Raw genomic sequence first — 14142 nt, forward strand, 5'->3', positions numbered from 1 at the left:
CGCGCCACCATGAACGCACCTGTCTCCCACATTGCGCTTGAAACGGTCGAGATCGACATCAGCGACGATCCGCTTTGGTACCGGGACGCGGTGATCTACCAGCTCAACGTCAAGGCGTTTTTCGACTCCAACAACGACGGCATCGGCGACTTCAAGGGCGTGACGGCCAAGCTCGACTACGTGAAGGAGCTGGGCGTCAACACCATCTGGCTGATGCCGTTCTATCCGTCGCCGCTGCGCGACGACGGCTACGACATTTCGGCCTACGAAGACGTGAACCCGCAGTACGGCACGCTCGACGACTTTCGCGAAATGCTCGACGCGGCGCACGAGCGCGGGCTGCGCGTGATCACAGAACTGGTCATCAACCACACCTCGAGCGACCACCCCTGGTTTCAGGCCGCGCGCCGTGCGCCCGCCGGCTCGCCCGAGCGCGACTTCTACGTGTGGAGCGACACCGACCAGATCTACCAGGGCACGCGCATCATCTTCACGGACACCGAAACATCGAACTGGGCGTGGGACCCAGTGGCCAAGGCGTACTACTGGCACCGCTTCTTCAGCCACCAGCCCGACCTGAACTTCGACAACCCGGCGGTGCTGGAGGCCATCTTCAAGGTGATGCGCTTCTGGCTCGACATGGGGGTGGACGGGTTCCGCCTCGACGCCATTCCCTACCTGGTGGAGCGCGACGGCACCAGCAACGAGAACCTGCCCGAGACGCATGCGGTAATCAAGAAGCTGCGCGCCGCCATCGACGCGCAGTACAAGAACCGCTTTCTGCTGGCAGAAGCGAACATGTGGCCCGAAGACGTGCGCGAATATTTCGGCGACGGCGACGAATGCCACATGGCGTACCACTTTCCCTTGATGCCGCGCATGTACATGGCCATTGCGCAGGAAGACCGGCACCCCATCGTCGAGATCATGCAGCAGACGCCGGACATTCCGGAGGGCTGCCAGTGGGCAATCTTCCTGCGCAACCATGACGAGCTCACGCTCGAAATGGTGACCAGCAAGGAGCGCGACTACATGTACACCATGTACGCCGCCGACCTGCGCGCGCGCATCAACCTGGGCATTCGGCGCCGCCTTGCGCCGCTGATGGAAAACGACATCGACCGCGTGAAGCTCATGAACGGCATGCTGCTGTCGATGCCGGGCTCGCCCATCATCTACTACGGCGACGAGATCGGCATGGGCGACAACGTGTTCGTGGGCGACCGCAACGGCGTGCGTACGCCCATGCAGTGGAGCCCGGACCGCAACGCGGGCTTCTCGCGCGCCGACCCGCAGCGCCTGTACTTGCAGCCCATCATGGACCCGATGTTCGGCTATGAGGCGCTCAACGTGGAGGCGCAGGCGCGCGACAGCAGCTCATTGCTCAACTGGACCAAGCGCATGCTGGCCGTGCGCAAGACCAGCCACGCCTTCGGCCGCGGGAAGCGGCGCTTTCTGAAGCCGGGCAACCGCAAGATCCTGGCCTACCTGAGCGAGTACGGCGACGACATCATCCTGACGGTGTTCAACCTCTCGCGGGCCGCGCAGCCGGTCGAGCTCGACCTTTCGGCGTTCAAGGGCAGGGTGCCCATCGAGATGCTGGGCCGAGCGCCGTTTCCGCCCATTGGCGAGCTGCCGTACCTGCTCACGCTGTCGTCGTACGGGTTCTACTGGTTCAGGCTCACGTCCGATGCCGAGATGCCCAGCTGGCACCAGGAAGGCGTGGCGCTGCAGGAGTGGCCCACGCTGGTGCTGTTCGACGGCTGGACCAGCTTCTTCCGCGACCGCGTGATGCCGTGGCGCATCGGCATGTCCGAGCGCATGCGCGCGCAGTTCGAGCAAGAGGTGCTGCCGCGGCACATCGAAATCCAGCGCTGGTATGCATCGAAGGGCACGACCATCGAGCGCGCGCGCCTGGCGGACCACGCCGTGTGGGAGGCCGGCCCGCAGAGCTGGATGCTGCCCCTGCTCGAACTCGACGGCCCGGGCGGCGGCGCCACCTATTTCATGCCCCTGGCACTGGCCTGGGAAGAGCGCGATGAAGAGCGCATGGCCGGTGTGGCGCAGGCTGCGGTCGCCAAGGTGCGGCAGCAGGCGCAAGTAGGCCTGATGGGCGACGCCTTCTACGACGAAGCCTTTTGCCGTGCGCTGCTGAAGGCCATCCGAAGCGGCATGGAACTGGAAACCGCGCACGGGCGGCTGCGGTTCCGCGCCACGGAGGCGTTTGCCGCCATCAAGGCCGACATCGACAGCCTGCCTGTCGGGCGGCCGAGCGGCGTAAGCAGCAACACCGTGGTCACGGTGAACGAGACCCTGTTTCTCAAGGGCTACCGGCATCTGCGCGAAGGGCTGAACCCCGAACTGGAAATGGGCCGCTTCCTGACCGAGGTGGCGCACTACCCGCATTGCGTTCCGGTGCTGGGCGCGCTCGAATACACCGCCAACGACGGCCGCACCATGACCCTGGCCATGGTGCAGTCGTATGTGTCGAACCAGGGCGACGGGTGGGACCACACGCTCGGCTACCTGGAGCGGTTCCTGCGCGACTTTGCGACCACCAACGGCGCGCTGCCCGACCCGCTGGCTGCGCATGGCGGCTTTCTCGCGCTCATGGCCACGCTGGGGCGGCGTACCGCCGAGCTGCACAAGGCGCTGGCAATGCGCACGGGCGCCGCGGCCTTCGAGCCCGAGCCGCTGCTGGCCGAAGACATTGCCCGCTACACGGCGCAGGCCCGGGCCGACGTTGCCACGACGCTTTCGCTGCTGCGCGAGCGGATCGGCCAGTTGCCCGGGCCGGCACAGATCGACGGCCAGGCGCTGCTCACCATGGAAGATGCACTGCAGGCATCGATTGCCGCACGCAAGCCGCAAGCGCAGGGCGGCATCAAGAGCCGCTACCACGGGGACTTTCACCTGGGCCAGGTGCTGGTGCGCGACAACGATTTCGTCATCATCGACTTCGAAGGCGAGCCGGCCCGCAGCTTCGACGAGCGCCGCGCCAAGGGCTCGCCGCTGCGCGACGTGGCGGGCATGCTGCGCTCCTTCAACTATGCGCGCTGGTCGGCTTTACGGCGCGTGGCCCAAAGCGTGGAAGAGGCCGCCTACCTGGCACCGCCCGCTGCCGCATGGGAGCAGGCCACGCGCCAGGCCTTCATGGACGGCTACTCGCAGGCGGCAGGCGAGGGCAACGCGCAGATCGACACCGAGCTGCTCGCGCTGTTCGAACTGGAAAAGGCGCTGTACGAGCTGCGCTACGAGCTCAACAACCGCGCCGACTGGGCCCAGGTGCCGCTGAACGGCGTGCTTGCGCTCTTGCAGGCAGAGCGGCCCGGTTGATGCTTGCACCGCATTCGCCGCTTTTGTCCGCAACCGCATTTCACGCACCGGAGAGACTCATGGACCGATTTGGCATTCACCTGGAGCCGCTGAACGCAATGCTCTACCAGGTTGGGGCCTTCGTGCCTCGCCTGGCCATTGCACTCGTCGTGGTGCTCGCCGGCTGGCTTATCGCCAAGACGGTGCGCTTTGCCGTTACCAAGGCATTGCGCGCCATCAATTTCAACGTGCTGACGGAGCGCGCCGGGTTGGACAACTTCTTGCGCCAGGGCGGGTGGGGCGGCGACACCAGCAGCCTCTTCGGCGTGCTGGCCTACTGGCTCGTCATTCTTGCGGCACTGCTGGTGGCCTTCAACGGCCTGGGGCTGAGCTACATCGCAGACCTGCTCGGGCGCGTGGTGTGGTTTGTGCCCAACCTGTTCGTCGCCTTGCTGGTGCTGGCCTTCGGATCGTATTTCGCCCGCTTCGTGGGAGAGGCGGTGTCGAGCTACTTTCGCGGTGCGCAGATGCGCGACGCCGTGCTGCTGGGGCAGATTGCGCGCTATGCGGTGATGGCCTTCGTCATCCTGATTGCGCTGGACCAGATCAAGGTGGGCGGCGACATCGTGCGCGAGAGCTTCCTGGTGGTGCTTGCGGGCGTGGTGTTTGCGCTGGCCCTGGCTTTCGGGCTTGCGGGCAAGGACTGGGCTGCGGCGCAGATCGAGCGCTGGTGGCCGCGCGCGCCGAAGGACAAGAGCGTTACTACCACCACGCCGACCATCGTGGTAGAGCCCAGCAAGGGCAGCTCGCCCGGGGAGCGGCCGCCGCGCTGAACGCGCGTTCTCCTTGGTTCTCCTTTCGCGTCTTTCTCCCACATTCGATTTTCGATGACACGCAGCAAACGACCTTTCATTACGGCCGTGTGGCCGGGCCGCCCGTATCCGCGCGGCGCCAACTGGGACGGGGAGGGCGTCAACTTTGCGCTCTTCTCCCAACACGCACAGGGCGTCGACCTGTGCCTTTTCGACGAGAAGGGCCGCCACGAGATCCAGCGCATTCCGATTCGCGAGCGCACCGACGGCATCTGGCACTGCTACCTGCCCGAAGCCCGCCCGGGCCTTGCCTACGGCTATCGCGTGCACGGACCCTACAAGCCCGAAGAGGGCCACCGCTTCAACCCGCACAAGCTGCTGGTAGACCCCTACGCAAAAGACCTGGTCGGCGACCTGCGCTGGGGCGATGCGCTTTATGGCTACACCGTGGGCAGCAAGCGCGAAGACCTGTCGTTCGACCGGCGCGACAGCGCACCGCTGGTGCCCAAGGGCCGTGTGCTCGAAACTGCCTTTACCTGGGGCGACGACCGCCGCCCTTCCGTCCCCTGGCAGGACATGGTCATCTACGAGCTGCACGTGCGCGGCTTTACCATGCGCCACCCCGACGTGCCGACCGAACTGCGCGGCACCTACGCCGGCCTGTGCTGCGCGCCGGTGGTCGACTACCTGAAGCGCCTGGGCGTGACCACCATCGAGCTGTTGCCGGTGCACAGCTTCCTGAACGACAGGCACCTGGCCGAAAAGGGCCTGCAGAACTACTGGGGCTACAACTCGCTGGCCTACTTCGCACCCGAAATGCGCTACAGCGCCTCGGGCAAGGTGAAGGAGTTCAAGACCATGGTCAAGACCCTGCACTCCGCGGGCATCGAGGTGATTCTCGACGTGGTCTACAACCACACCTGCGAGGGCAACCAATTGGGGCCCACGCTATCGATGCGGGGCGTGGACAACTCGTCCTACTACATCGTCAACGCCGAGAACCGGCGCTACTACGACGACTTCACCGGCTGCGGCAACACAGTGAACCTGGAGCATCCGCATGCGCTGCAGCTGGTGATGGACTCGCTGCGCTACTGGGCCGAGGAAATGCACGTCGACGGGTTTCGCTTCGACCTGGCTTCTGCGCTGGCACGCGAGTCGGGCAAGGTCGAAAACCTGGGCGGCTTCTTCGATGCGATCCGGCAAGACCCGACGCTCAATCGCGTCAAGCTCATTGCCGAGCCGTGGGATCTTGGCCACGGCGGCTACCAGGTGGGCAATTTTCCGCTGGGCTGGGCCGAATGGAACGACCGCTACCGCGACGGCATGCGCGGGTTCTGGAAGGGCGATGCCGGCGTGATCGGCGAAATGGGCAAGCGGCTCACCGGCTCCGAAGACCTCTACGGCTGGTCGGGCAAGCAGCCCACGGCCAGCATCAACTTCATTACCGCGCACGACGGCTTCACGCTCAACGACCTGGTCTCTTACAACGACAAGCACAACGAGGCGAACGGCGAAGACAACCGCGACGGCAACAGCCACAACATATCGTGGAACTGCGGCGCGGAAGGCCCGACCGAAGACCCCGATATCGTGGCGCTGCGCGAGCGGCAAAAGCGCAACATGCTGGCCACGCTGCTGCTCTCGCAGGGCGTGCCCATGCTGCTGGCCGGCGACGAGCGCGGCCACACGCAGAACGGCAACAACAACGTCTACTGCCAGGACAACGAACTCGGCTGGATCGACTGGACGCCCACGCCCGAGCGCCAGGCGCTGGTCACCTTTGTAGAGCGCGCCATTGCGCTCAGGCGCGCGCATCCCTCGTTCAGGAGGCGCAGCTTTTTTGCGGGCAAGCCGCGCGAGGCCGAAAGCGTGACCGACGTGATCTGGCTCAAGCCCGATGGCGCCGAGATGCGGCCCGAAGATTGGGGCGACGCCAACGCCAGGTGCTTTGCCATGTACATGTCCGGCGGCGGCATCGTCGATCGCGGGCCGCGCGGCGAGGTGCAGCACGACGACGACTTTCTGGTGCTGTTCAACGCGCATCACGACGAGATCAAGTTCACGCTGCCGCCGGCGCCCTATGGCGCATGGCGGTTGCTGCTGGACACCGCCAGCGGCTCGCCGCCGCCCGCCACCGAAGACGTGGCCGCGCTCGCGCCTGCATGGTCGGAGCCCGCTTACCCGCTGCAGTGCCGCTCGCTGGTGGTGCTGAGCCGGCCGGATGTACGGCCATGAAGCGCGCTCATCGCATGCCCTTCGGGGCCACTGTCAACAGCCACAACGGCGGTGTCGACTTTGCGCTTTGGGCGCCCTCGGCCGACAGCATCGTGCTGGTGCACACGCCGGCCGAAGGCGCGGCCGCTTCGCACGCCATGCAGCGCGATGCGGACGGCTGGCACCGCCTCACGCTGGCCGATGCGCGCCACGGCGACAGCTATGCCTACCGGCTCGCCGACGGCCTCACCATTCCCGATCCGGCCTCACGCTACAACCCGGACGACGTTCATGGCCCGAGCCGCATCGTCGACCCGCATCGCTTCGAATGGACCGATGCGAACTGGCGCGGCCGCCCGTGGCACGAAGCCGTGGTCTACGAAGTGCACGTGGGCACCTTCACCGAAGAGGGCACTTTCGAGGCCGCGCGCGAGCGGATCGGCGAACTGGCCGAGCTGGGCATCACCGCCATCGAGCTCATGCCGCTGGCGGACTTTCCGGGTGCGCGCAACTGGGGCTACGACGGCGTGCTGCAGTTTGCGCCGGATGCAAGCTATGGAACGCCGGACGATCTCAAGGCGCTGGTCAATGCCGCGCACGGGCTCGGCCTGATGGTGCTGGTCGATGTGGTCTACAACCACTTCGGACCCGAGGGCAACTACCTGCACGCGTGCTGCCCCGAGTTCTTCAACGCGGCGGAGCGCACGCCCTGGGGGGCCGCCATCAACTTCGACGGCGACCAATCGCGTACCGTGCGCGACTTCTTCATTCACAACGCCTTGTACTGGATCGAAGAGTTCCACATCGACGGCCTGCGCATGGATGCGATCCACGCCATTCGCGATTCGTCCGAAAAGCACATCGTGAAGGAGATCCGCGAGGCGCTGAACGCCGGCCCCGCACGCGAAAGGCATGTGCACCTGGTGCTGGAGAACGACGCCAACCAGGCTTCTCTGCTCGCACGCGACGGCGGTGGCCTGCCCATTGCCGGCACCGCGCAATGGAACGACGACCTGCACCACGCCGCCCATGTGCTGGCCACCGGCGAGCGCGACGGCTACTACGCCGACTACGCGGACGACCCCGCCTGCCGTCTTGCGCGCGCGCTGGCCGAAGGCTTCATCTACCAGGGCCAGCCGTCGGCATTCCGCAGTGGAGAGCTGCGCGGTGAACCGAGCACGCAATTGCCGTCGACCGCCTTCGTGTCTTACCTGCAGACCCACGACCAGGTCGGCAACCGGGCCTTTGGTGAGCGCATCCATGCGATGGGCGATCCGGCCTTGGTGCGTGCCGCATTTGCCTGCGTGCTGCTCTCGCCGCATGTGCCCATGCTTTTCATGGGCGACGAATTCGCGGCGTCGTCGCCGTTCTTGTACTTCTGCGACTTCGGGCCCGAGCTGGCCTCGGCCGTTGCCGAAGGACGGCGCTCGGAGTTCGGCGGCTTTGCCGCGTTTGCCGACGAAGCGGCGCGTGCCCGCATTCCAGACCCGAACGCCGAAGAGACCTTTGCCACCTCGAAGCTCCGGTGGCGCGAGCGTGGCACGCAGCCGCACTTTGCGCGGCTGTGCGAAATGCAGCAACTGCTCGATGCGCGCCATCGCCTGTTGGTGCCGCACCTGGCCGGCGCCCGACGCGGCGGAAGCTACCGCTGCGACAACGGCGTGGTGCAGGTGCAATGGGAGTTGTCGGGCACCGCGGCCGGCGACGAAGCCAAGCGCCTTCATCTGCTGGCCAACTTTGGTGCGGAAGCCGCCACGCAAGCAGCGGCAACGCCCGGTGCGGTGGTCTACAGCTCAGGCACTGCTGCCGATGCGGCAGGCCTGCGCCTGGAGCGAGGCGCGGTGCACGCAACGCTGGAGGATGTGGCCGGTGGATGATTCGAGCCAATGGCCGGCCGATGCGCTGGAACGCCTTTGCAGGCACTACGGCATCTCCGCCACCTATTTCGACGCTTTTGGGACGCAGCGCCACGCCACGCCCGAGAACCTTGCCGCATTGCTTGCGGAGTTTGGCGTGCGACCGGGCACAGCAGCGGCCGATGCGGCCGAACCGGCGCTACCGCCGGGGCTGGTGGTGGCGGCACACGCGCCGCACTGGTCCGTGCATCTTTCGCGGCACGGCCATTCCGCGGGCAAGCTTCGCTGGCGCTTGCGCGATGAAGAAGGGCGCCTTCGCGAGGGCGAGGCCGATGCGCACGCGCTGCACGACGGCGGTTGCGTGCTGCACCTGGCCGAACCACTCGCGCCCGGCTACCACCGGCTGCAGATCGACGGGCTCGATGGCGAGACCATGGTGGTCGCTTCGCCCGGGCGCTGCTACCGGCCGCCCGCCGCGCGTGACGGCGGCCGCGTGTGGGGGCCGGCAGTGCAGCTGTATGCGCTGCGCTCGCCGCGCAACTGGGGCATAGGCGACTTCAGCGACCTGGACGCGCTGATCGACAGCATGGCCGGGCAGGGCGCCGACGTGATCGGGCTGAACCCACTGCATGCGCTGTTCCCCACAGACCCGCAGCGCGCCAGCCCCTACAGCCCATCTTCACGGCAGCGGCTCAACGTGCTGTACATCGACGTGGAGGCGGTGGACGACTTTGCCGTCTGCGAGCCCGCGCGCCGCCGCGTGGAGGCGCCCGAGTTCCAGGCCAGGCTGGCTGCGCTGCGCGAGGCGCCGCTGGTGGACCATGCGGGCGTGGCCGCTGCCAAGTTCGAAGTGCTCGAGCTGCTTTTCGATCACTTCAGAACGCACCATCTTTTGCGCCCCGGTGGTCCGGACGCAGCCGGCAAAGCCTTTCTCGACTTCGTTGCCGAGCAAGGCGAGCCACTCCGTCGCCACGCGCTCTTCGAGGCGCTGCAGGCGCACTTTGCGGCGGCAGATCCGCAATGCTGGGGTTGGCTCGCTTGGCCGGAGGCCTACCGCGACATCGACGCGACAGCGGTGCAGGAGTTTGCGGCGCAGCATGCGGACCGCCTGCAGTACCACCAATACCTGCAATGGCTGGCCGAGCGCCAGCTTGCGCGCGCGGGTGCGCGCTGCGAGGCGCTTGGCATGGGCATCGGCCTTTACCTGGACCTGGCAGTTTCGGTGGACCGCGGCGGCTCCGACGCGTGGGGCGCACAGCATTGCTTTGCAGTCGGCGCCAGCATCGGCGCGCCGCCGGACGAGTTCAACCCCGCCGGGCAGAACTGGGGCCTGCCGCCGCTGCGGCCGGACCGTCTGCGCGCGAACCACTACCAGCCCTTCGTGCAGATGCTGCGCGAGAACATGCGCCATGCGGGCGCGCTGCGCATCGACCATGTCATGGGGCTGATGCGCCTGTTCTGGATTCCGCCGGGACGCACCGCGCACGACGGCGCCTACGTACGCTACGCGGTCGACGAGATGCTTGCCATCGTGGCCCTGGAGAGCCATCGGCACCGCTGCATGGTGGTGGGCGAAGACCTGGGCACGGTCGAGGACGCGATGCGCGATGCGCTCGCGCGTGCCGATGTGCTGTCTTACCGGCTGCTCTATTTCGAAAAGCAGGGCAGCGGATTCACGCCCCCTGCGGCATACCCGCCCGCAGCGCTGGTCGCCATCAGCACGCACGACCTTGCCACGCTTGCGGGCTGGTGGTCGGGGCATGACCTTCGGCTGCGGCTGGCGCTCGGACTTTTTCCGGACCCGCGGCTGTTCGACAAGCAACTGCTCGACCGCGCGCAAGAACGCATCCGGTTGATGCTGGCGGTGCGCGAGGCGGGGCTGCTGTCGGACGACGAGGCCGCGCAGGCCCTGGCGCTGGCAACGCCTTCGCCGAGCGCCATGCAGGCGATTCATGCGTTCCTGGCCGCGGCGCCGTCGGCGCTGATGGTGTTTCAGCTGGAGGACGTGGCCGGCGAAGTCGAGCAGGCCAACATGCCCGGCACAGTCGACACGCACCCCAACTGGCAGCGCAAGCTCGCATCATCTGTGGAGGCACTGGCGGCAAGCGATGCCATGCAAGGCTTGGCCGGGCACCTGCGCGCTGCGCGGCCGCGCCGCAGCGCAAGCGCGGAGCCGGCGCCGCTTCTGCAAGCACGCGTGCCGCGCGCCACATACCGCCTGCAGTTTCACAAGGGCTTCAGCTTCGACGATGCGATTCGCGTGCTGCCTTACCTGGCGCAGCTCGGCGTGAGCCATGTGTATTGCTCGCCCATTCAGCGGGCCCGCGCGGGCAGCACCCACGGCTACGACGTGGTGGCGCATGCAGAGGTCAACCCCGAGCTTGGCGGCGCCGAAGGCTTCGCGCGCTTTGTCGAGGCGCTGCAGGCCAACGGCCTGGGGCAGCTGCTCGACATGGTGCCCAACCACATGGGCGTGCTCGGCGCCGACAACGCGTGGTGGATGGACGTGCTGGAGAACGGCCCGGCTTCGCTCTTCGCGCAGTATTTCGACATCGACTGGCAGCCGCTCAACGAGGAGCTGACCGGCAAGGTGCTGCTTCCGGTGCTCGGCGGCCACTATGGCGAGGTGCTCTCCAGTGGTGAGCTCGTGCTGCATTTCGAAGCCGCGCAAGGCAGCTTTGCGCTGCGCTATTTCGACCACCGGTTTCCCCTTGCACCTGAAAGCTACCCCACAGTGCTGGCGCGCGCGCTGCCGCACCTGAAAGACCCGGTGCTTGCGGCGGAGCTTGCCAGTCTTTCGACGGCCTTCGGCCACTTGCCCGGCCGCCATGCGCAGGCACCTTCGCAACGCTCGGAGCGCGTGCGCGACAAAGAGCTGTTCAAGACCCGCCTCGCGCAGCTGGTGCAGGCGCATCCCGCGCTGGCGCGCGCCGTGCTTGCTGCGGTGGCCGAGCTCAACCTTGCATCGGACAGCGCGCGCGACGAGCTGCACCGGCTCATCGAAGTGCAGGCCTACCGGCTGGCGTACTGGCGGGTGGCGTCGGACGAGATCAACTACCGGCGCTTCTTCGACATCAACGACCTGGCGGCGGTGCGCATGGAGCGCGACGACGTGTTCGAGGCCACGCAGGCCTTTGCGCTGGACCTTGCCGCGGCCGGCGTGGTGGATGGCCTGCGCATCGACCACCCCGATGGCCTGTATGACCCTGCGCGCTACTTCAGGCAACTGCAGGACGGCTATGCGCGCCGCGCGGGCATCGTGCTGCCGGCCCCGGGGCCCGACGGCAGGCCTCAGCGCCCGCTGTACGTGGTCGCCGAAAAAATCGCCGCGTCTGAAGAAGAAGTGCCCGTTGAATGGCACGTGCACGGCACTACCGGCTACCGTTTTGCCAATGTTGCCAACGGCGTGCTGGTGGACACCGAGGCAGCAGATGCATTGCGGCAGACCTGGCAGCACTTCACCGGCGACGCGCAAGACTTCGATGCCGTCGCCCGCGCAGGCAAGCATGAAGTGATGCGCAGCGCGCTCGCTTCAGAACTGAACGTGCTCTCTACCGAACTGCTGCGCATTGCGCGCGCCGACCGCACCACGCGCGACTACACGCTCAATGCGCTGCGTCGCGCGCTGGCCGGCGTGGCGGCCTGCATGCCGGTGTACCGCACCTACATCGTCGATGCGCCGTCCGCACAAGACGCGCATTTCATCGATGCGGCTACAGATGCAGCCGAACGCCAGAGCCTGGACGCCGACCGCTCCATCTTCGCCTTCGTGCGCCGCTCGCTGCGCGGCGAGGCTGCCGAGCGTGCGACGCCCGCACTGGCCGAGCGCGTGCGCCGCTTCGCGGTGCGCTTTCAGCAGTTCAGCGCACCCGTCGCGGCCAAGGGCGTGGAAGACACCGCCTTCTACCGCTACTTTCCGCTGAGCGCGCTCAACGAAGTGGGCGGCGAGCCGGATCAATTCGGGTTCGATGTGGACGAGTTTCATGCGCTCAGCGCCGACCGCGCGCGCCACTGGCCGCACACCATGCTCGCCACTTCGACGCACGACAACAAGCGCTCGGAAGACGTGCGCAACCGCATCGACGTGCTGTCTGAAATGCCGGACGAGTGGCGCAAAGCGCTGGCGCGCTGGCATGCGCTCTGCCGTGGCGGGCACGAGGCTGCTGCGCCTTCGCGGGCGGATGAGTACCTGCTCTACCAGACCCTGCTCGGTACATTGCCCTTCGGTGGGCTCAGCGCCGAAGCCATGCCGGCGTATGAGCAGCGCGTGCTGCAGTACATGCAAAAGGCCGCGCGCGAATCCAAGTCGCACACGCGCTGGACCCAGCCCGACGCGCAGTATGAAGAGGCGCTGGAAGCCTTGGTGCGAAAGATTCTTTCCGATCGTTCGCAAGGCGGCTGCCTTGCCGACATCCAGCACATGGCCGATCGCCTCTCATGGTTCGGCGCGTGGAACGGCCTGACGCTGACGCTGCTGAAGTACGCCTCGCCCGGCGTGCCCGATCTCTATCAAGGCAGCGAGCTTGTCGACCTGAGCCTGGTCGACCCCGACAACCGGCGGCCGGTGGACTATGAACTGCGCAGCAAGCGGCTCGATCAGCTTCAGGCGATGGCCAGCGAAGCCGATCTGCCGGCGCGGGTGCAGTCACTCGCCGAGGCACCGCACGACGGGAGCGCGAAACTCTGGTTTATCTGGCGGATGCTGTCGCTGCGGCGAGAGCATGCGGAGCTTTTCCGTGACGGCAGCTATGAAGGGCTCGCGGTCGAAGGGCCGTTGGCCCGGCATGTGGTGGCGTTTGCGCGGAGGCATGAAGGGCGGACGCTGGTGGTGATTGCGGGGAGGCTGTTTGCTGGTATCGCGCGGGGCGGGGCGGATGGGGGAGCGCCGGTGCTTCCTGAGGCGGATGCCTGGCGTGGGACGAGGGTGGTGCTGACTGATGGGCTTGGGAGTGCAAGGCTCGCGAATGCGCTGACCGGGGACGCGCTTGCAGCGGACGGCAATGTCGTGCCGCTTGAGGAGGCGTTTCGCCGGATGCCTTGGGCTGTGTTTTCCTTGTGACAGCGGCCTGTCGGACTCAAGCCCTAATTGCGCGAAGCCTTGAAAAATGCGTCGTACGCGGCAGCGGTAAAGCCAGTGACACCTCGGCCGTTCGCATAGAGTTGAGGCACCCCGCTGTTGCCGCCGAGTTGCGCGTAGGCTGATCTGCCTTCCGCGGTGTCGATGTCCACCTCCCGATAACCGATGCCCTTGGCTGCCAAGTAGGCCTTTGCCTGTTTGCAGTAGCCGCACCACTTGGCAGAAAAAAGCACCGTGTCGCGAGGCGGCGCGGCAGATGTTCGGGCAGGGTCGGTGGGCTTGTAAATTGCGCCGCTGGCCATCCGACCTCCGCGCACCGCGCCGCCGAACCTTCGCAAATTTCGATTTCGCGCCATTAGAACCGCGTGTGTGCCGCACTTTTGCATCGAACTGTGGGCTCACGACAGGCTGCTTTGGGCGAGGGCCAATGTCTCAAATGGGCCCAAAGTAGAAGTTCGATTCTCTCCAAAGCGGACTCTCGCCGCTCGCGAAAAACTATTTGGCGTTGAGCCCGCATTGCTCGGAGTTGCTGGACGTCGTGCGTCCCTCTAAGTGCAGGATCAAGGCTTTCCATTCCGTGCGTTTCGAATAACAAGTAGCCAAAAGACCAGACCTCCGACTGCACCTGAACCAAGATAGTTAAGCGAGTCGAACAGTCCCGACTGAGCCCAACGCACGGAGTCGAACGGCATGGCAAGCTCATTCCAAAATGGAACGGCAAGCAAAAGGCCGCCAAGCGCAAATTGCCACCAACGTTTGAGGTTCCAACGTTTCATCGCCGCGTATGCAGGCAGACCGAAAACCAGGGCGCACAGAATTGCTAGCGGAAATCCTGCAATCCAATAGAAAGGTAGTCCGCACCAAG

At 66.2% G+C, this 14142-nt stretch carries 6 protein-coding genes; 5 read left to right on the forward strand and 1 reads right to left on the reverse strand.

Translation table 11 applies throughout. The features are described 5' to 3' along the window. The first annotated feature begins 9 nt into the window (after positions 1-9). From treS to QHG62_RS07720, 5 genes are read left to right on the forward strand one after another with little or no spacing between them, the layout of a single operon-like run. Positions 10-3336 carry a maltose alpha-D-glucosyltransferase gene (gene treS, locus QHG62_RS07700; protein ID WP_281150319.1) on the forward strand — a complete coding sequence of 1109 codons (3327 nt, stop codon included), beginning with the start codon at positions 10-12 and terminating at the stop codon, positions 3334-3336. A gap of 59 nt (positions 3337-3395) precedes the next feature. After that, positions 3396-4148, forward strand: a complete 753-nt coding sequence (locus tag QHG62_RS07705) for a mechanosensitive ion channel family protein (RefSeq protein ID WP_281150321.1) — start codon at positions 3396-3398, stop codon at positions 4146-4148. A gap of 54 nt (positions 4149-4202) precedes the next feature. Then, complete coding sequence (glgX, locus tag QHG62_RS07710; RefSeq protein ID WP_281150322.1) at positions 4203-6365, forward strand: glycogen debranching protein GlgX; 2163 nt, start codon at positions 4203-4205, stop codon at positions 6363-6365. Then, positions 6362-8221 carry a malto-oligosyltrehalose trehalohydrolase gene (gene treZ / locus QHG62_RS07715; protein ID WP_281150323.1) on the forward strand — a complete coding sequence of 620 codons (1860 nt, stop codon included), beginning with the start codon at positions 6362-6364 and terminating at the stop codon, positions 8219-8221. The genes glgX and treZ overlap by 4 nt, the downstream gene beginning before the upstream one ends. Further along, positions 8205-13259 (forward strand): malto-oligosyltrehalose synthase, encoded by a 5055-nt coding sequence (locus tag QHG62_RS07720; protein WP_432445590.1) that lies wholly within the window; start codon positions 8205-8207, stop codon positions 13257-13259. Before treZ ends, QHG62_RS07720 begins: the two co-directional genes overlap by 17 nt. A 23-nt stretch (positions 13260-13282) precedes the next feature. On the opposite strand, the gene QHG62_RS07725 is transcribed toward QHG62_RS07720, so the two are convergent. Further along, complete coding sequence (locus QHG62_RS07725; RefSeq protein WP_281150325.1) at positions 13283-13579, reverse strand: glutaredoxin family protein; 297 nt, start codon at positions 13577-13579, stop codon at positions 13283-13285. Between the last annotated feature and the right edge of the window lie 563 nt (positions 13580-14142).

Source organism: Variovorax paradoxus (assembly GCF_029919115.1).
In the GTDB taxonomy this organism is placed as follows: domain Bacteria; phylum Pseudomonadota; class Gammaproteobacteria; order Burkholderiales; family Burkholderiaceae_C; genus Variovorax; species Variovorax paradoxus_O.

Excerpts from the sequence above, each read along its gene's own strand:
- treS (WP_281150319.1), top strand. The coding sequence starts at position 10 with ATGAACGCACCTGTCTCCCACATTGCGCTTGAAACGGTCGAGATCGAC.
- QHG62_RS07705 (WP_281150321.1), top strand. The coding sequence starts at position 3,396 with ATGGACCGATTTGGCATTCACCTGGAGCCGCTGAACGCAATGCTCTAC.
- glgX (WP_281150322.1), top strand. The coding sequence starts at position 4,203 with ATGACACGCAGCAAACGACCTTTCATTACGGCCGTGTGGCCGGGCCGC.
- treZ (WP_281150323.1), top strand. The coding sequence starts at position 6,362 with ATGAAGCGCGCTCATCGCATGCCCTTCGGGGCCACTGTCAACAGCCAC.
- QHG62_RS07720 (WP_432445590.1), top strand. The coding sequence starts at position 8,205 with ATGTGGCCGGTGGATGATTCGAGCCAATGGCCGGCCGATGCGCTGGAA.
- QHG62_RS07725 (WP_281150325.1), bottom strand. The coding sequence starts at position 13,579 with ATGGCCAGCGGCGCAATTTACAAGCCCACCGACCCTGCCCGAACATCT.